Annotated in this window: 19 protein-coding genes; 16 read left to right on the forward strand and 3 right to left on the reverse strand. The window is 40.7% G+C overall.

Annotated features, from left to right (window positions below; genetic code table 11):
- Positions 1-4: 4 nt before the first annotated feature.
- Positions 5-1,387 (forward strand): amino acid permease, encoded by a 1,383-nt coding sequence (locus I2F76_RS09690; protein WP_195487750.1) that lies wholly within the window; start codon positions 5-7, stop codon positions 1,385-1,387.
- A gap of 260 nt (positions 1,388-1,647) precedes the next feature.
- On the opposite strand, the gene I2F76_RS09695 is transcribed toward I2F76_RS09690, so the two are convergent.
- Entirely contained in the window at positions 1,648-1,827 is a 180-nt protein-coding gene (locus I2F76_RS09695) for a hypothetical protein (RefSeq protein WP_195487751.1), read from the reverse strand.
- A 150-nt stretch (positions 1,828-1,977) separates the two neighbouring features.
- Here I2F76_RS09695 and rsmH point away from each other — a divergent pair, with 150 nt between their 5' ends.
- From rsmH to pepC, 13 genes are all read left to right on the forward strand, one after another.
- The gene (gene rsmH, locus I2F76_RS09700; RefSeq protein ID WP_024054758.1) at positions 1,978-2,928 is read left to right on the forward strand and encodes a 16S rRNA (cytosine(1402)-N(4))-methyltransferase RsmH; all 951 of its coding nucleotides are present in this window, start codon (positions 1,978-1,980) and stop codon (positions 2,926-2,928) included.
- Positions 2,929-2,939: 11 nt separating this feature from the next.
- Positions 2,940-3,275, forward strand: coding sequence for a cell division protein FtsL (gene ftsL, locus I2F76_RS09705; protein WP_021154536.1), 336 nt, complete (start codon positions 2,940-2,942; stop codon positions 3,273-3,275).
- Positions 3,268-5,550: a penicillin-binding protein PBP2X gene (pbp2X, locus tag I2F76_RS09710; protein WP_195487752.1), complete on the forward strand. Its 2,283-nt coding sequence runs from the start codon at positions 3,268-3,270 to the stop codon at positions 5,548-5,550. The genes ftsL and pbp2X overlap by 8 nt, the downstream gene beginning before the upstream one ends.
- A 1-nt stretch (position 5,551) precedes the next feature.
- Entirely contained in the window at positions 5,552-6,544 is a 993-nt protein-coding gene (gene mraY, locus I2F76_RS09715) for a phospho-N-acetylmuramoyl-pentapeptide-transferase (RefSeq protein ID WP_195487753.1), read from the forward strand.
- Between the two features lie 134 nt (positions 6,545-6,678).
- Positions 6,679-8,022, forward strand: a complete 1,344-nt coding sequence (locus tag I2F76_RS09720; RefSeq protein WP_195487754.1) for a DEAD/DEAH box helicase — start codon at positions 6,679-6,681, stop codon at positions 8,020-8,022.
- A 196-nt stretch (positions 8,023-8,218) separates the two neighbouring features.
- Positions 8,219-9,019 (forward strand): amino acid ABC transporter permease, encoded by an 801-nt coding sequence (locus I2F76_RS09725; RefSeq protein WP_195487755.1) that lies wholly within the window; start codon positions 8,219-8,221, stop codon positions 9,017-9,019.
- Complete coding sequence (locus I2F76_RS09730) at positions 9,019-9,762, forward strand: amino acid ABC transporter ATP-binding protein (protein WP_070664876.1); 744 nt, start codon at positions 9,019-9,021, stop codon at positions 9,760-9,762. The genes I2F76_RS09725 and I2F76_RS09730 overlap by 1 nt, the downstream gene beginning before the upstream one ends.
- A gap of 81 nt (positions 9,763-9,843) precedes the next feature.
- Positions 9,844-10,071 (forward strand): DUF4059 family protein, encoded by a 228-nt coding sequence (locus I2F76_RS09735; RefSeq protein WP_003003995.1) that lies wholly within the window; start codon positions 9,844-9,846, stop codon positions 10,069-10,071.
- Positions 10,072-10,129: 58 nt separating this feature from the next.
- On the forward strand, positions 10,130-11,041 hold the full coding sequence (gene trxB / locus I2F76_RS09740; RefSeq protein WP_195487756.1) for a thioredoxin-disulfide reductase: 912 nt from the start codon (positions 10,130-10,132) through the stop codon (positions 11,039-11,041).
- Between the two features lie 138 nt (positions 11,042-11,179).
- Positions 11,180-12,640, forward strand: coding sequence for a nicotinate phosphoribosyltransferase (locus I2F76_RS09745; protein ID WP_023920286.1), 1,461 nt, complete (start codon positions 11,180-11,182; stop codon positions 12,638-12,640).
- Complete coding sequence (nadE, locus tag I2F76_RS09750; protein WP_031575281.1) at positions 12,637-13,461, forward strand: ammonia-dependent NAD(+) synthetase; 825 nt, start codon at positions 12,637-12,639, stop codon at positions 13,459-13,461. Before I2F76_RS09745 ends, nadE begins: the two co-directional genes overlap by 4 nt.
- 209 nt (positions 13,462-13,670) lie before the next feature.
- A complete protein-coding gene (locus tag I2F76_RS09755; RefSeq protein ID WP_031575284.1) occupies positions 13,671-14,222 on the forward strand; it encodes a GNAT family N-acetyltransferase in 552 nt (183 codons plus the stop codon).
- 67 nt (positions 14,223-14,289) lie between these two features.
- Positions 14,290-15,624, forward strand: a complete 1,335-nt coding sequence (pepC, locus tag I2F76_RS09760; protein ID WP_009732326.1) for an aminopeptidase C — start codon at positions 14,290-14,292, stop codon at positions 15,622-15,624.
- 432 nt (positions 15,625-16,056) lie between these two features.
- Here the strand turns inward: pepC and pbp1a are convergent, their stop codons facing one another.
- Both pbp1a and recU read right to left on the reverse strand, forming a co-directional pair.
- Positions 16,057-18,171: a penicillin-binding protein PBP1A gene (pbp1a, locus tag I2F76_RS09765; RefSeq protein ID WP_021154545.1), complete on the reverse strand. Its 2,115-nt coding sequence runs from the start codon at positions 18,169-18,171 to the stop codon at positions 16,057-16,059.
- Positions 18,172-18,765 (reverse strand): Holliday junction resolvase RecU, encoded by a 594-nt coding sequence (gene recU, locus I2F76_RS09770; protein ID WP_003010355.1) that lies wholly within the window; start codon positions 18,763-18,765, stop codon positions 18,172-18,174. It abuts the gene before it with no gap.
- 64 nt (positions 18,766-18,829) lie between these two features.
- Here recU and I2F76_RS09775 point away from each other — a divergent pair, with 64 nt between their 5' ends.
- Entirely contained in the window at positions 18,830-19,357 is a 528-nt protein-coding gene (locus tag I2F76_RS09775; RefSeq protein ID WP_023920293.1) for a DUF1273 domain-containing protein, read from the forward strand.
- A gap of 69 nt (positions 19,358-19,426) precedes the next feature.
- Complete coding sequence (gpsB, locus tag I2F76_RS09780) at positions 19,427-19,765, forward strand: cell division regulator GpsB (protein WP_045760266.1); 339 nt, start codon at positions 19,427-19,429, stop codon at positions 19,763-19,765.

Raw genomic sequence — 19,765 nt, forward strand, 5'->3', positions numbered from 1 at the left:
TCATATGTCAAAAAAACATCATCCTAGTCAAGAAACCGAAAATGGGATGGTTCGTGGTCTGCAAAATCGGCATGTTCAGCTGATCGCTATTGCAGGAACCATCGGGACAGGACTCTTTCTTGGAGCCGGTCGTTCCCTTTCTTTGACAGGACCCTCTATTATTTTAGTCTATATGCTGACTGGCGCCTTCATGTACTTGATGATGCGGGCAATCGGAGAAATGCTCTATATGGACCCTGATCAACACACCTTTATCAACTTTATCACCAAGTATCTAGGAAAAGGTTGGGGTTATTTCTCAGGATGGTCCTATTGGGTCTCTTTGGTATTTTTGGGAATGGCAGAGATCACGGCTGTTTCCAACTATGTCCAACTTTGGTTTCCAAATTGGCCAGCCTGGCAGATTCAAATTATCTTTTTAGCGCTTTTAAGTTGTGTAAACTTGATCGCTGTGAAGGTTTTTGGAGAGGTTGAATTCTGGTTTGGAATGATCAAGATTGTCACGATTTTAGCCCTGATCGCAACAGGGATCTTTATGGTGACGACGAACTTTGAAACACCAGCTGGACACGCTAGTTTAACTAATATTACTAGTGGTTTTCAAATGTTTCCAAATGGTTGGGTCAAGTTCGTCATGGCCTTCCAAATGGTCTTCTTTGCTTATCAAGCGATTGAGTTTGTTGGGATTACCACTTCTGAAACAGCTAATCCTCGCCAAGTATTGCCAAAAGCTATTAAAGAAATTCCAATCCGAATTGTAATTTTTTATGTAGGGGCTTTGTTAGCGATTATGGCTATTTTCCCTTGGCAACAGCTTCCTGTCAATAAGTCACCGTTTGTAACGGTCTTTCAGATGGTAGGAATCAAGTGGGCAGCAGGATTGATTAATTTTGTCGTACTGACAGCTGCTGCATCTTCCTTGAATTCTACCCTCTATTCAACAGGGCGTCACTTGTACCAGATTGCAAAGGAAACACCAAACAGTAAAGTGATGAATCGTTTGAAACTGAATAGCTTATCTCGTATGGGGATTCCAAGTCGCGCGATTATTTTTTCTGCGATTGTGGTTGCTGTTTCAGCCTTTATCAATGTCTTGCCAGGTGTCTCAGATGCTTTTGCCTTGATTACGGCATCTTCTTCTGGTGTCTACATTGCTATTTACATTTTGACCATGCTTGCCCATCTTAAGTACCGTAAATCGAAAGAATTTATGCCAGATGGTTTTATCATGCCAGCCTATAAAGTGTTGAATCCATTGACCATCGTTTTCTTCCTCTTTGTATTCGTTTGTCTCTTCTTGCAAGAATCAACATACATTGGAGCGATTGGAGCAACCATCTGGATCATTCTTTTTGGGATTTACAGCAATTGGAAACATAGTAAATAAACCGCAAGAGAGTGGGACAGAAATCGGTAATTCGTTAGAATTCGATTTCGTCGTCCCACCTCCGCACAGTTGAGTAGGGCTGTAAAAGCTGATGAAATCAGCGTAGTAGAGCCCACTCAACCACTGCGTCTTGCTCGACAATCCAAAAATAATTGAGAGGCTAGGACTTTTGTCCCAGCCTCTTTATTATTTCAGAGCTAGTTTGCTTTCTTTTAAGGAATTACTTGGAGGGAATAAAAGAAAAACAGAGGTGGAAGAAATTATTTTTCTTCCATCTCTGTTTTTTGTCCTTGAATGGCTTTTTTGAGCCACCAAAGTGAGCCGGCTAGGATCAGGGCAGCAAGCCAAAAAATCCCAGCCTCAATAGTGGTTAGAAAAAAGTAGAGAGCGATAGCATCGACCAATAAAAGTGGGATGAGAATCTGTTTTCTTATTTTCATAAGAATATTGTATCATAAATCCTAGAGGAAACAAGTGAAATCAAGCCTGTCTAGGTATTTTGTAGGATCCGAAAAGGCCCGATAGGATTAGTTAGTGAATTTTCTTTCAGGAGTGCATCTTGGTCCCATTTGTGGTAAAATAGTAAAGATATGAGTAAAGAATTTCATCATGTAACGGTTTTGCTTCATGAAACGATCGATATGCTGGATGTTAAGCCAGATGGTATCTATGTAGACGCCACATTGGGTGGGGCAGGCCACAGCGAATATTTGTTAACAAAATTAAATGAATCGGGCCATCTTTATGCCTTTGACCAAGATCAGCATGCAATTGAGAATGCTAAGATTCGTTTAGCTCCATTCATCGAGAAAGGCATGGTGACCTTCATTAAGGATAACTTTCGTCATTTGAAGGAACGTCTAAACGAATTGGGTGTGACTGAAATTGATGGAATCTGTTATGACCTAGGTGTCTCTAGTCCTCAGTTAGATGAACGGGAACGCGGATTTTCTTACAAGAAAGATGCGCCTCTGGACATGCGGATGAATCAAGAAGCTTCCTTAACGGCTTATGAGGTCGTAAATAGCTACGATTACCATGATCTAGTCCGTATTTTTTTCAAATATGGAGAGGACAAATTTTCCAAGCAAATTGCGCGGAAAATTGAGCAAGCACGAGCAATTAAACCGATTGAAACGACGACTGAATTAGCAGAGATTATTAAATCTGCTAAACCAGCTAAGGAGCTCAAGAAAAAGGGCCATCCTGCTAAACAGATTTTCCAAGCCATTCGTATCGAAGTCAATGATGAACTGGGAGCTGCAGATGAATCAATTCAGCAAGCCATGGATTTGTTGGCCCTCGATGGTCGTATTTCTGTGATTACCTTTCATTCGTTAGAGGATCGATTGACCAAACAATTGTTTAAAGAAGCTTCGACGGTTGAGGTTCCAAAGGGACTTCCCTTTATTCCAGATGATTTGAAACCAAAGATGGAGTTGGTCAACCGGAAACCTATTTTGCCAAGTGATGAAGAGCTTGAGGATAATAATCGATCCCATTCAGCAAAACTACGGGTTGCTCGAAAAATACACAAGTAAGAGGAATTGATATGGCAGCAAGAAATGAGAGAACAAGAACACAGGTACTACAAGACCGCTTTCGCCGTTTCTCTAGAGTAGAAAAGGCTTTTTATGGGTCGATTGTCCTAACAGCTGTTATTTTAGCCATTAGTATCGTCTTTATGCAGACACGGATTTTACAAGTTCAAAGTGAATTGACTGATTTGAATACGGAACTAGAAGCCAAAAAGACGGAATTGGCAGATGTTCGTCAAGAGGTCAATGAATTAACACGTTATGACCGCTTATCACAGTTGGCTAGCTCCCAAGGAATGAAGCTGCAAAAAGAAAATCGAAAAACAGTGAGTGCAAGTAGTGATGAATAAATTCAAAAAATTTTTGATCGGGTATTCGATAAAGAAACGTCGCTTGCCGGATCAGAATCGAAAACAAGTTGGGAAAAATCTCAGTGTACTGGCGATTTTCCTCTTTTTTCTCTTTCTGATTAATTTTGCAATGATCATTGGGACTGACAAAAAATTTGGTGTGACCTTATCGGATCAAGCCAAAAAAGTCCATGAGCAGACGGTCATTGTTCCTGCAAAACGTGGAACGATCTATGATCGAAATGGAGCAGTAATTGCTGAAGATGCGACGACCTATAATGTTTATGCCATTATTGATAAAAAGTACAAATCAGCAACCGGGAAAATCCTCTATGTAGAAGAGAGCCAATTTAAAAAAGTAGCAGAAATCTTTAAGCAGTACTTAGGGATGGATGAGGATTACGTCATTCAACAGTTGTCGCAAAAGAAATTGAAACAAGTTTCTTTTGGCTCGAACGGAAACGGCATAACTTATAGTAATATGACAGCCATCCGTGAGGCCATGGAAGCGGCGAAGATTGAAGGGGTTGCTTTTACAACCAGTCCAAATCGAAGCTATAAAAATGGAGTTTTTGCTTCTCAATTTATAGGTCAGGCCTCTCTTCAAGAAGATAAAGAGGGGAATAAAACCCTGAAGGGACAATCAGGGATGGAGAAATCCCTCGATCGTATTCTCACTGGACAAAATGGGGTTATCACCTATGATAAAGACCGAAACGGCAATATCGTTCCTGGTTCAGATAAGGTTTCTGTCAAAACAGAAGATGGAAAAGATGTCTATACGACCATTTCAGCAGAATTACAAACCTACCTTGAGACGCGAATGGATGTTTTCCAAGAAAAAGTAAAAGGAAAGTATGTTAGTGCGACTCTTGTGAGTGCAAAAACTGGAGAAATCCTGGCGACAACGCAACGTCCATCCTATAATGCGGATACCAAACAAGGGTTGGATCTGAAAAACTTGAAAACCTGGAATACCATCCTTTATCAAGATCAATATGAACCGGGTTCAACGATGAAGGTCATGTTATTAGCTTCGGCGATTGATCATGGAACCTTCCCAGCCTATAATGAAGGATACTACAGTAACGAACTACAAGTAAAAGATGCGACGATCCGTGACTGGGATGTCAATATGGGCTTGTCAGAAGGTCGCTATATGAATATTGCTCAAGGTTTTGCCTATTCAAGTAACATTGGGATGACCAAGCTTGAACAGAAGATGGGCAATAATGTCTGGATGAATTACCTCACACTCTTTAAGTTCGGACTTCCTACACGTTTTGGAATGGGAGACGAAGGTTTTGGAGGGCTACCAGGTGATAACTATGTCACTCAAGCCATGTCTTCCTTCGGTCAAGGGATTTCGGTGACCCAAACGCAGATGTTGCGTGCATTTTCTGCCATTGCAAATGATGGGGAAATGTTGGAGCCGAAGTTTATTAGTGCTATTTACGATAAAAAATCAGACACAGCCCGCAAATCAAAAAAAGAAGTTGTTGGAAAACCAGTTTCAGGATCAGCTGCGCAACAGACACGGAACTATATGATCACCGTCGGAACAGATCCAGAGTATGGAACCTTGTACAGCGATGGACCCATCATTCAGGTACCAGGTCAAAACGTTGCAGTGAAATCAGGAACTGCCCAGATGGCGACAGATCAAGGATACTTGCAAGGAGAAAATGATTATATCAACTCGGTTGTAGCCATGACACCTGCAGAAGATCCTGAATTCATCATGTATGTGACGGTCCAACAACCAGAGGTGAAATTCTCAGCCACTAGCTGGGAAGAGCTGGTCAATCCTATTTTGGAAGATGCAGTTGCTTTAAAAGACGAATTGCATTTGACATCAGAGGCGCCAACGTTGGATGATGTGACCAAAGAAACGACCTACAAAATCCCTTCTGTGGAAACTCTCTCTAAAGAGTTGAATCTGAAACAAAATCTAAGCCCAGGTGCTTATTCAGAGGAATTGCGTCGCAATTTGGTGCAACCAATTGTACTAGGGACCGGTAAAAATATCCGCAAGATGTCTGTGGATGTGGGCTCTAAAGTCAAAGCCAATCAACAAGTATTGTTATTGACAGAAGACTTTGATGTTGTTCCAGATATGTATGGGTGGACCAAGAAAAATGCAGATATCTTTGGAGAATGGACTGGAATTGAAATTACCTATAAAGGTAGTGGAAAGAAAGTAACCAAACAAACTGTCAAAATGAACACCTCGCTCAATAAAACTAAAAAGATTACGTTAACATTAGGAGACTAAGATGTATATTGCTACGATCCTTGTATCGTTTCTATTAACAGTGGCTGCTATTCCAGCCTTTATTCGATTTTACCATCGTGCTCATATTTCTGGGCAACAAATGCATGAAGATGTGAAACAACACAAAGCGAAAGCTGGCACTCCGACAATGGGTGGAGTGGTGTTTCTCATTACAGCAGTTCTAGTCAGTTTTGTCGTTACCGTATTGACTGGAAATTTCACGCGCCCTGTTCAACTTACTCTATTTATCTTGATTCTATATGGAATTGTTGGATTTTTGGATGACTTTTTAAAAGTTTTTCGTAAGATTAATGAAGGGCTCAATCCAAAGCAAAAACTAGCTCTTCAACTCGTTGGTGGAATCATCTTCTATATTTTTTCTGAACGCCACGGTGCAGGAAGCCTTTTGAATGTCTTTGGTTACGATCTTTACTTGGGCCATTTCTACATTCTCTTTGCTTTATTTTGGTTGGTTGGTTTTTCAAATGCGGTCAATTTGACAGATGGGATTGATGGATTAGCCAGCATTTCCGTTGCCATTAGCCTGAGTGCCTATTCCTTTATTGCCTATATGCAAGGAAAATGGGATATTCTCTTTGTCACCTTAAGTATGATTGGGGCCTTGCTTGGATTCTTTGTCTTCAACCACAAGCCAGCTAAAATCTTTATGGGAGATGTCGGTAGTCTTGCTCTTGGAGGGATGCTTGCAGCTTTGTCAATGGCTCTGCATGTAGAGTGGACCCTGCTCCTGATTGGTCTTGTCTATGTCATTGAAACAGGTTCTGTGATGCTACAAGTGACCTATTTCAAATGGACCAAGAAACGTTACGGGGAAGGACGTCGGATTTTCCGAATGACTCCTTTCCACCATCATTTAGAACTGGGTGGCCTTTCTGGTAATGGCCAAAACTGGTCAGAATGGAAAGTGGATGCCTTTATGTGGTCCATTGCCTTGGTAACAAGTGTCATCACTCTTGTTCTTCTCTACTTATAAAAAAGACGGTGGGCTTGCCCATCGTTTTTTGCTGACTCAGAGAGACTTTGTTGGTTAGGAAAAATGACTCATAAGAGAGGCAAGAAGGCAGCTTTTCTGATATAATAATAGAGATCATGAAAGGAACTGAGAAAATGAAATTTACAGAGTTTAATTTTAAGCCTTATATTCAAGAGGCACTGAAAGAAATCAATTTTAGAGAAGCAACTGAAGTACAGGAAAAACTAATTCCGATTGTCTTAGCTGGGAATGATTTGGTTGGGGAATCTAAGACAGGATCTGGAAAAACCCATACATTCCTCTTGCCGATTTTTCAAACGTTAAATGAAGACAACGATCAAGTTGAAGCGGTGATTACGGCTCCTAGTCGGGAGTTAGCAACGCAAATTTACCAAGCTGCTCGTCAAATCGCTAGTCATTCTGAAAAAGAGATTCGGATTGCCAATTATGTTGGAGGAACGGATAAAAGTCGTCAGATTGAAAAATTGCAGGTCAAACAACCGCATATCGTGATTGGAACTCCAGGTCGGATCTATGATCTAGTTGCATCCGGTGATCTGGCTATTCATAAGGCTCATACCTTTGTGGTAGATGAGGCAGATATGACACTGGATATGGGATTTTTGTCCACCGTAGATAAGATTGCTTCAAGACTACCGCAACAACTGCAGTTTTTGGTGTTTTCAGCTACCATTCCACAAAAATTACAGCCTTTCTTAAAAAAATATCTCTCAAACCCAGTTATGGAGCAAATTAAGACCAAGACGGTGATTTCAGATACCATTGATAATTGGCTGGTTTCCACCAAGGGACGGGATAAAAATGAGCAAGTTTTCCAATTGACCAAGACCTTGCAGCCTTATTTGGCCATGATTTTTGTCAATACAAAAACAAGAGCAGATGATCTTCATGCCTATTTAGTAGCTCAGGGACTCAAAGTGGCGAAGATTCACGGAGATATCCCACCACGTGAACGAAAACGGATCATGAATCAGGTGAAAAATCTTGATTTTGAGTATATTGTGGCCACAGATTTGGCGGCGCGTGGAATTGATATCGAAGGGGTGAGCCATGTCATCAACGATGCCATTCCTCAAGATCTTTCCTTCTTTGTCCACCGTGTTGGTCGGACAGGTCGCAATGGCCTACCAGGTGTAGCCATTACTCTTTATCAACCAAGTGATGATTCAGATATCCGTGAACTAGAAAAAATGGGCATTCGTTTCGTACCGAAAGTGTTGAAAAATGGGGTTATTGAAGATACCTATGATCGGGATAGACGGGCGAATCGTGAGAAAAAGCAAGAGAAACTTGATATCGAAATGATTGGTCTGGTGAAGAAGAAAAAGAAAAAAATCAAACCAGGCTACAAGAAAAAAATCAAATGGGCAGTTGATGAGAAGCGAAGAAAAACTAAGCGAGCGGAAAACCGTGCGCGTGGTCGGGCAGAACGAAAGGCCAAACGCCAAACTTTCTGATCCCTTGTTTCAAATGTTTAAAAGAAAACATAGATTTTCTTTATGAACTCCATAAAGAAAATCTATTGGGAACTTGTCTAAAATTATGATAGACTAAACTTGTGTAGTCTATCATTTTTCTATTTCTGTAGCAATTTTTGGAATTCCAATAATGAATATGATAGAATGTTTATGTTCGAGAAAGGAAGTAACAAAAATGTTTACAACTAATCTTTTAACAGCCAACTGGTATGCTGACTTTTTAAAACATGTTCCAGATAGCAAGCTGTTTAGTTTGAGAGCTGTATTGGATGCATTTCCGGCTGTCATAGGGAAACTGCCTGTGACGATTTTACTAGCCCTGGGAGGAGCATTTTTGGGGATTATTTTTGCCATGATTTTTGCTCTGGTCAAAATTAATCGTGTACGAATCCTCTACCCGCTTCAAGCTGTTTTTGTCAGCTTTTTACGTGGGACTCCTTTGTTGGTTCAATTGATGTTGACCTATTATGGGATTCCTCTTATTTTAAAAGCGATCAATCAGTCTTATGGAACAGCTTTTAATATTAATGCCATTCCAGCTGAGCTATTTGCAATTGTGGCCCTTGCCTTTAATGAGGCGGCGTATGCGAGCGAGACCATCCGGGCAGCGATTTTATCGGTGGATCCTGGTGAGATAGAGGCAGCACGTAGTCTTGGGATGACTAACCGTCAAGTATACCGCCGGATTATTATTCCCAATGCAGCAGTTGTTGCAACCCCGACCTTAATCAACTCTCTCATTGGTTTAACCAAGGGGACATCGCTAGCCTTTAGTGCCAGTGTGGTTGAAATTTTTGCCCAAGCACGGATTATTGGGGGGAGCGATTTGAAGTATTTTGAACGCTTTATCACGGTATCGATTGTTTACTGGATTGTGAATATCCTCATAGAAATGCTAGGCCGACACATTGAACGTCGACTGGATATTGAGACTCCCGTAGCAATTGATTTACCAGATCAGGAGGTCCGGATCTAATGATTTATATTTCAGAATTATCAAAGACATTTTCAGGTCAAAAGGTTTTAAATAATCTAAGTTTAGAAATTCAAAAAGGGGAAGTCGTGGCCCTAATCGGGTCTTCGGGAGCTGGTAAATCAACCTTCTTACGCAGTTTAAACTATTTGGAAGCACCAGATAGTGGTAGAATTAAGATTGATGATTTCGAAGTTGATTTTGAGCACATTACTCAAGATCAAATCTTAACCTTAAGAAGAAAATTGGCCATGGTGTTCCAACAGTTTAATTTGTTTGGTAGAAAAACAGCCCTTGAAAATGTGAAAGAAGGGCTCGTTGTTGTGAAGGGCTTATCCGATCAAGAAGCAACGAAAATTGCTCGAGAAGAACTGGCAAAAGTCGGTTTATCGGATCGTGAAAATCACTATCCTCGTCACCTCTCAGGTGGACAAAAACAACGGGTGGCTTTGGCCCGTGCCTTGGCTATGAAACCAGAAGTTCTTTTGTTGGATGAACCGACTTCAGCCTTGGATCCAGAATTGGTTGGAGAAGTTGAAAAATCCATTGCCAATGCAGCAAAATCAGGACAAACCATGGTACTGGTCAGTCATGATATGTCTTTTGTAGCGCAAGTAGCAGATAAGGTCTTATTTTTGGATAAAGGACGGATTATTGAATCTGGAACACCAGAGGAAATCATGCAACATCCAAAAGAAGAACGGACAAAAGAATTCTTTGCTAGTTACAAACGGACCTATGTTTGATATAATAGAGGAGAGGTAAGACTCAGCTGGCGATGCTAGCTGGGTTTGTTTTCTGAAAATGTAAAAATATTTGGAGTCGTGATGTTAAATAAATTATTGTCCTTATATTTACAAAGTTTAGTGACGACAACGATTTTAGTTGGGATCGCTTCTTGTATTTGGATTGGCTACCGTGCCCTTAAGAAGAAAGATAAAACAGCCAAGCAACGACAAGCCCATTTGTATGATATCCTTTTAATTGATATCATGACGATTCCTATTTTAACCTTTGCGGTCATAGGGATTTTGTTTATCTTTCAAGCACGATAATTGCAAAAAGACCGTGTTAGAATTATAATGATTACAACGAAACAGAAAGAGGTTGTGTATGTTTGATACAGTGATTATTGGGGCAGGTCCTGCAGGGATGACTGCTGCCCTTTATGCAGCACGAAGCAATTTAAAAGTCGCATTGATTGAGAGAGGAATTCCAGGCGGTCAAATGAACAATACGTCTGACATTGAAAACTATCCTGGCTATGCGAATATTAGTGGTCCAGACTTGGCTGAAAAAATGTTCGAGCCTTTAGAGAATCTTGGTGTAGAACATTTGTTTGGACAGGTAGAGCGCATCGAAGACCACGGAGCAACCAAAAAGATTGTCACAGATGACGGAGAATTTGAAGCTAAAACTATTGTGATTGCAACAGGTTCCAACCACCGTTTATTAAATGTCCCTGGTGAAGAGGAGCTGAATAGTAGAGGGGTTTCCTACTGTGCTGTTTGTGATGGTGCTTTCTTTAGAGACGAGGATCTCTTGGTCGTTGGTGGTGGCGATTCTGCGGTAGAAGAAGCTGTCTTTTTGACTCAGTTTGCAAAAACAGTGACCATTGCCCATCGTCGTGATCAGTTGCGTGCCCAAAAAGTTCTTCAAGACCGTGCCTTTGCCAATGATAAAATTCACTTTGCTTGGAATACGGTTGTTGAAGAAATTAAGGGGGAACCAAAAGTAACGTCTGTCCTTTTAAAAGATGTGAAGACAGGAGAGGTTAGAGAGCAGGCCTTTGGTGGTGTCTTTATCTATGTCGGTTTAGATCCTGTCAGTGATTTTGCGACGGAACTTGGTATTTTAGATGAAAATGGCTGGGTGGTGACGGATGATCATATGAGAACCACAGTCCCAGGTATTTTTGCGGTTGGTGATGTTCGTCAAAAAGACCTACGTCAAGTGACGACAGCCGTCGGAGACGGTGCGATTGCTGGCCAAGAAGTTTATAAATATATCACAGAAAACTTTTAATCTTTTAAAAATCTGAGGTTTGTGTCTCAGATTTTTTTGTGCTTTCCTTTCAGTATTCAATGGGGCTGAAATGTGCTATAATGGTACTAATTTTATGGTAGGAATTCATAGAACAAATCTAAAAAAAGAGGTATTCATATGTATCCAGATGACAGTTTAACGTTGCATACTGATTTATACCAAATCAACATGATGCAGGTCTATTTTGATCAAGGTATCCACAATAAACATGCTGTATTTGAAGTGTATTTTCGTCAACAGCCTTTTAAAAACGGCTATGCTGTATTTGCTGGCTTAGAGCGAATTGTGAAATATTTGGAAAACTTGAGTTTTTCTGAGAGCGATATTGCCTATTTAGAGTCACTTGGTTATCATGGAGCCTTCTTGGAATATCTCCGTGATCTTAAATTGGAACTGACAGTACGCTCGGCTCAAGAAGGTGACTTAGTTTTTGCCAATGAACCAATTGTCCAGGTCGAAGGTCCTCTGGCTCAGTGTCAATTGGTGGAAACAGCCCTCTTAAATATAGTCAACTTTCAAACCTTGATAGCCACAAAGGCTGCACGCATTCGTTCGGTCATTGAAGATGAGCCTTTGATGGAATTTGGGACACGTCGCGCGCAAGAAATGGATGCTGCGATTTGGGGAACTCGTGCGGCAGTCATCGGAGGTGCTAATGGGACTAGTAATGTTCGGGCAGGAAAACTCTTTGGAATCCCTGTTTTAGGAACCCATGCCCATTCTCTTGTACAGGTATATGGAAATGACTACCAAGCCTTTAAGGCCTATGCGGAAACCCATAAAGATTGTGTCTTCCTCGTCGATACCTATGATACCCTTCGTATTGGGGTACCAGCAGCTATTCAGGTAGCGCGTGAAATGGGAGAGAAGATCAATTTCTTAGGCGTTCGGATTGATTCAGGAGATATTGCCTATATTTCTAAAAAAGTTCGCCAGCAATTAGATGAGGCTGGGTTTACAAATGCTAAAATCTACGCTTCTAACGACTTGGATGAAAATACCATCCTCAACTTAAAAATGCAAAAAGCAAAAATTGATGTATGGGGTGTGGGAACCAAACTAATTACGGCTTACGATCAACCAGCACTTGGGGCGGTATACAAAATTGTTTCTGTTGAAAACGAAGCAGGAGAGATGATCAATACCATCAAGCTTTCTAATAATGCAGAGAAAGTTTCTACTCCAGGTAAAAAGCAAGTCTGGCGGATTACGAGTCGTGAAAAAGGTAAGTCAGAAGGGGACTACATTACTTATGATGGAGTAGATGTTTCTCAACTGACAGAACTTAAAATGTTCCATCCGACTTATACCTACATCAATAAAACGGTCCGAAACTTTGAGGCTATTCCTCTTTTAGTGGATATTTTTAAAGAGGGGCAATTGGTTTATCAACTACCACCATTATCAGAAATTCAAGAATATGCTCGTAAAAATTACGATCAATTGTGGGATGAATACAAGCGTGTCCTTAATCCACAGCATTACCCAGTTGACTTGGCAAAAGATATTTGGCAGGATAAGATGGATCTAATCGAGGAAATGCGTAACAAGGCCAATGGAGAAGGAGAAGCAAAATGAGTTTGCAAGAAGAGATTATCCAACAATTGGGTGTCAAGCCTAGCATTGATCCTCAGGAAGAGATTCGCCGCTCGGTTGATTTCTTAAAAAGATATCTAAAAAAACATCCCTTCTTGAAAACATTTGTATTAGGGATCTCAGGAGGACAAGATTCGACTCTTGCTGGGCGATTAGCTCAATTAGCCATGGAAGAAATGCGCTCAGAGACAGGAGATGCCTCCTATCAATTTATTGCTGTTCGCCTTCCTTATGGGGTACAGACAGATGAAGAAGATGCTCAAAAAGCTTTGACCTTTATCCAGCCAGATGTCAGCCTAGTCGTTAACATCAAGGAATCAGTTGATGCCATGGAACGCGCTGTCGAAGCAACAGGAACGGATATCTCCGACTTCAACAAGGGCAATATCAAGGCTCGCAGTCGCATGATTGCTCAGTATGCTTTAGCAGGTGCGCGGAGTGGAGCCGTTATTGGGACGGACCATGCAGCGGAAAATATTACAGGTTTCTTCACAAAATTTGGAGATGGTGGTGCAGATATTTTACCCCTTTTCCGTTTGAACAAGCGCCAAGGAAAACAATTGCTTAAAGCCTTGGGAGCTGATCCTGCTCTCTATGAGAAAATCCCAACTGCAGATTTGGAAGAAGAAAAACCAGGAATAGCAGACGAAGTAGCGCTGGGTGTCACCTATAATGAAATCGATGATTACCTAGAAGGCAAACAAGTGAGCCCAGAAGCTCAAGCCACTATTGAAAAATGGTGGTACAAAGGCCAACACAAACGCCACCTGCCAATCACAGTATTTGATCATTTCTGGGAGTAAAAAGGTCCACTGGACCTTTTTAGCCCGAGTCTTAAAATAGGAAAACGAGACAGAAATCGGTAACTCGCAGAGTTCGATTTCGTAGTCTCACCATACAATATTGTGAAAAGCATCAAAAAGAAGGGCGATTTCATCCGTCCTTTTCTTCTAGATTAAAGTAACCAACTTGCAAAGTTCAAGTTGCATGAAAAAATGAAGGGAGACAATCTATGAATCATCTTGGAAGTCTTGTCATAGAGACAGAGCATTTATACTTGAGGCCTTTCGTTTTGGAAGATGCACCAGCGATGTTTGAAAATTGGGCTTCGGATCCTGAAACCCTGAAATATGTCACTTGGGATGCCCATGCATCTACTGAGAGAACCAGAGAATCGATCAAAAGATGGATCGAACAGTATCGTAAACCAGATACTTATAAATGGGCGCTTTGTTTGAAAACATCACTGGATCAGGTAATTGGAGATATTAGTGTGGTTTCTCAAGACCAGGAAAGTCAATCATGCGAGCTAGGTTATATCCTTGGCAAGAAATTCTGGGGGCGGGGATTCATGACAGAAGCCGTCATAGCTGTTTTGGATTTCTTATTGAACAAAGTCGGATTTAAAGAAATCAAAGCCACTTATGTCAGTTTAAATCCTGCTTCAGGGAAAGTCATGGAAAAGGCAGGAATGCAGTATGTAGAAACCATCCCTCATGCCATTCAACGCAAAGGATATTGCGGGGATAAAATCATCTATTCTAAACAGAATCCCTCTCTATAGGGTGATTTTTACTTGAAGATTCTGCTCAAAGGATTATAATAGTAAATAATGAAAAAAGGAGATTGCTATGTCAGAATTAACGAAAGAATTTACAGACCAGCTCTATGCTAATTATGAAGCAAATGTGAAATATGCGGCTCTTGAAAATGCTGTTACCCACAATGGGATCCATGCATCGCTTGAAACGCGCAAGAGTGCAGTAGAAAATACACCAGTTTTTTCACTTGATTTGACCAAGGATAAGGTGACAAACCAAAAAGCATCTGGACGTTGTTGGATGTTTGCGGCTTTAAATACCTTCCGTCACAAGATGATTTCAAGCTTCCAATTGGAGGATTTTGAATTGTCTCAAGCACATACTTTCTTTTGGGATAAGTATGAAAAATCAAACTGGTTTTTGGAGCAAGTGATTGCTACAGCAGATCAAGAATTGACCAGCCGTAAGGTGGCTTTTCTCCTACAAACCCCACAACAAGATGGTGGTCAATGGGATATGGTGGTATCCCTCTTTGAGAAATACGGAGTGGTTCCAAAATCAGTTTATCCGGAATCGATTTCTTCAAGTAATAGCCGGGAATTGAACACCTACCTCAATAAACTCTTGCGTCAAGATGCGCAAATCTTGCGTGACTTGATTCACTCAGGCGCAGATAGTGAGGCAGTTGCGAGCAAGAAACAAGCGTTGTTGCAAGAAATCTTTAACTTCTTGGCTATGTCTTTAGGATTGCCTCCGCGTGAATTTGACTTTTCATACCGTGATAAGGACAACCAATTCCATACCGAAAGTGGCTTAACTCCACAAAGCTTCTACAAAAAATATGTAGACCTTCAATTAGACGATTACGTCTCCATTATCAATGCCCCAACTACAGATAAGCCATATGGAAAATCTTACACCGTAGATATGCTGGGCAATGTGGTTGGTAGCCGTCCAGTCCGCTACCTAAATGTTCCAATGGATCGATTGAAAGAATTAGCTATTGCTCAAATGAAAGCAGGAGAAACTGTCTGGTTTGGTTCAGATGTAGGCCAAGTCAGCAACCGTAAAGCCGGAATCCTGGCAACAGATGTCTACGATTTTGAAGCAGGCATGGACATTCATTTGACACAAGACAAGGCGGGTCGCTTGGACTATGCAGAAAGTCTCATGACACACGCTATGGTCTTGACAGGGGTTGATTTAGACGAAGCAGGTCAGCCTCGTAAATGGAAGGTTGAAAATTCATGGGGAGACAAGGTCGGTACAGATGGTTACTTTGTGGCTTCTGATGCTTGGATGGATGAATATACCTATCAAATCGTGGTTCGTAAAGAATTCCTAACAGCAGACGAATTAGCAGCCTATGAAGCAGAACCCATTGTCCTAGCACCGTGGGATCCAATGGGAGCTTTAGCAAAATAATGATATAGAAAAGAGCCGAAAGGCTCTTTTCAGATTGAAGACAAAATATCTTAAAAACTTTCCTTAGGTGAGTACGGACGTCAGCGAACTTCTTTAAAGTTCCATGACTAATTATTGAGTCTAAGGTCTCAATAATTCCGAGTGCCTGAAACAATAACGTTTCAAGCACTTTTCTCACAGCGGAAAGTTTCAGTATTTTCTTAAATCGATTTAAATATTGGAACTCAATTTTGTTTTTTGCAGAATCACTTAACTTATTTTGCTTTAAAATAGTTTGTCTACATTCTAATAAGAGCCGAAAGGCTCTTTTTTTTATATACTCAAAAATAAAAAAGCTGGGAAGTCTAACTAAATAAATCAGATTTTATTCGTTCTGGTTTTTTAACCATTGTTTTAAAAAAAGCCGGGCAAAAGCCCGACTTCTCCATTCTATTATTCGTTATGATTGTTAGAGTCTTGCGAAGAAGGCTCAGATGGTTTAGATTGATTTTCTTCGTTCGAAGAGCTAGACGATGGTTCTTCATACGAATACTGATCAGTGGAATAACTTGGCTCATAGTAGTAGTTATTGTAGTTGTTCTTACCATTGTTTAAGTAGAGATAAGAACCACTTCGATACAGTCCACTTGGTTGCGTCCAATCCGTATGACCAGAGTTATTATTATTAGCAAGATAGAGCATCATTTGACGGTAGACATCCGTTGCGACCTGTATTCCATTATCCAATACTGGTGTAAAGCGATTGGAATAACCTGTCCATACTGCCATGGCATATTCAGGAGTGTAGCCTACAAACAATTCATCCGGTGTTACAATATTTGAATAAGCATTTTTTGTCAATTTACCGATTTCGTTATCAGCATAGTTTGATGTACCTGTCTTACCAGCTTGGTAGATTCCCGAAATGGCAGCATTTGTACCGGTACCAGACAAGAGAACTGTCTTCATCATATCTGTCATCATGTAGGCAGTTGTTGCTTTCATTGCACGAGTTCCTTCGGACTCAAATTCCTTGGTTGTGCCATCACTAAAGACAACCCGACTAACATAGGATGGTTTGTAATAGGTACCGCCATTGGCAAAAGCAGCATAGGCAGCTGCCATTTTCTCACTGCTGGCTCCGTATTTGTTGCTAGAATCGCTAGTGTTACTCGAGATAGCGTTGGCGTAAACCATTTCTGGGTAATCGATCCCTAATCCATTGAGGAATTTCTTAGCTTGTTTAAGACCAACTTTTTCCAGGGCCTTCACCGCAGGCACGTTACGAGATTGTTGAATTGCGTAGGTAATGGACATGCTACCATAGTATGAACGGTCCCAGTTGTAGACAGGCGTTGATGAATGAGGGAAGTTGTATGGCGCATCTGTTGTAGTAGCTGCTGTAGAGGTATATTCCTCATGTTCAAGAGCTGGTGCGTAATCTGTGATTGGTTTCATTGTTGAACCCCAGTCACGGTTCGTTTCAACCGCTTGGTTTGTACCAAAGGAAACATTGCTGGATTGGTGACGAGAACCCAGCTGAGCAATGACTTTACCAGTATTGACATCAATAACGGTAGAAGCTACTTGCATTTCATCATCCGGGTAATTGACATATTCATCTGTATTGTAGATATCCCATAGTTTCTTTTGAGCTTCTGTATCCACGTTTGTATAGACATCCATTCCGGTTGTCAACAAATTGTAGCCCGTTTCTTCTTCGACTTGCTCGATCACTTCTTTTAGGTAATTATCCATATAGGCTGGGTAACTGCTTGAAGAACTGAGACTTTGCAGACCATCTGTAACAGGTGTATTGACCGCTGCTTCGTATTGTTTGTTAGAAATGGTCTTCATATCGAGCATTTCTTTTAATACTAAGTTTCGGCGCTGTTGCGCTGCTTCAGGATGGGAGTATGGATCGTATTGGTTTGGTGCTTGGGGCATCCCCGCAAGGAGTGCCAATTGAGGGAGCGAAAGATCTTTTAGATCTTTTCCGTAATAACTTTTCGCAGCTGTCTGCATTCCGTAGTTCCCATTCGCCATAAATACTTTATTGACGTAATAGGTCAAGATTTCTTGTTTGGTTGCTTTCTTTTCTAGTTGGGTTGCTAACCAAGCTTCTTGGATCTTACGAGAGAGGGTACGGTCAGAGGCTGAAGTGGAGAAATAGGTTAACTTGATCAATTGTTGCGTCAAGGTTGACCCACCTTGACTTCCTCCTCGTAAGTTGTGAAGGAAGGAACCGCCGATCCGAATGATGTCGACCCCACGGTGATTGAAGAAACGGTGGTCTTCAATCGCAACGATAGCATTGACCAAATCAGTAGGGATTTCATTGGCTGTGACATTGATTCGTTTCTCAGCTCCCAAATCCGCGATCAAGTTATTTTGGTTGTCATAGATCTTACTAGATGTTGTTGCAACCAAATCTTTTTCAGACAAGGTCGGTGCTTTCATAGCATAGTAACTAAATATCAGTCCACCGAGGACAAATAAAAGTAAGAAAAATGAAATGGCTGCGATGGCAACATATTTCAACCATTGAATGACTGTTTGTTTATTCATTTAAATACCGCCTAGAAGTTTCTGTTCGATAATATCAAGATAAGGAACGCTTGGAAGACGATTCTTATCTACTAGAAAGCCGTGCTCCTGAATATAGGAGAGGGGCATGGATTTACTACCATGATCGATGTTGTAATAGTGAATTAATGCAGGAGCAGGAAGTAAGTAGGTTTCACTCAACTTTGCAAAATGCAAGAGAACGAAACAGATACCGCCTTGCTGAACAACTGCCTCCATATGATCGATTTGATGTTGATGAAAATTTTTCATCGGCATGGATTGCTTTTGCTGTGTTTCCTTCGCTTCAAAATCGATATAGCGTCCCTTGTATACTCCAGAATAGTCCGTCGTTGAGGCTTGCCTGAAATAGGCTTCAACAATCTTTGCCCGACTGCGACGTGGATAATCCACTTTCACGATTTGAATCGGTGTTGGTTTTTTATGGATGACTGCTAGACCTCGAGAAAGATAGTATTGATTGCTTTCATTGATCATTTTTTCAAATGTCATCCCACGATTCGCAAAGTCGACTGGATGTTTCCTTTGTGTAGAGACCAAGGTTTTTTTGGCTACTTTATGTGGATAGTTGACCATAGTTCTCCTTATTGGTACAATTACATCACTCTATTATATCATAAATTAGAATAATGAGGAAAAAATGAATACCATACTTGTTGCAGGTTATAAGAGTTTTGATGTGGGAGTCTTTTCCAATAAAGACCCTCGACTGACCATTATCAAAAAAGCCATTGAAAGAGATCTTCGTCGTCTATTTGAAGAAGGAGTGAAATGGCTGGTCTTTTCTGGTAATTTGGGATTTGAGGCTTGGGTACTAGAGGTCGCCTTTGCATTAAAAAAAGATTACGATTTTCAAATGGCGACGATCTTCCTATTTGAGAATGTTGGCGAAAATTGGAATGAAAGCAATCAGGAATTATTAGCACGCTTCAAACAGGTGGATTTCGTGAAATATGCCTATCCTCACTATAGCAATCCGGGTCAACTAAAAGAATACAATCAGTTTTTGATAGATAACGCGGATGGAGCTTATGTTTTTTATGATCCAGAAAATGAAACCAATTTAAAATATCTTTACAAAATGATGGTAGAAAAAGAACCATTTTATGTCAAACAATTAAGTTTTGATGACTTAAATGAACTTGCTGAAAATTTTTACGAAAACTAAGTGTTATACCTTGATTTTTCTTACCATTTTTTTATATAATTGAGATGATGAACTAGATTGGAGAGAGTAATGGCGAGTATTATTTTTACTGCGAAAGATATTTTTGATCAAGATTTCAAACGAGAAGTTCGTGGTTATAATAAAGATGAAGTAAATGAATTTTTGGATGATGTCATAAAAGACTATGAAACCTATGCTGCTTTGGTGAAGGAATTGCGTGAAGAAAACGCCCGCCTTCGTGAAGATCTTGCCCAAAAAGCACAGGAAACACCACAAACATCTCCGATTGCTAGCACCGCTACGCAAGAATTTCCGCAAGTGACAACAGCGACGAACTTTGATATACTCAAACGTCTCAATCGTTTGGAAAAAGAAGTTTTTGGGAAACAGATCGTAGATCGCGATTAG

Source organism: Streptococcus parasanguinis (genome assembly GCF_015557775.1).
Lineage (GTDB): Bacteria > Bacillota > Bacilli > Lactobacillales > Streptococcaceae > Streptococcus > Streptococcus parasanguinis_AA.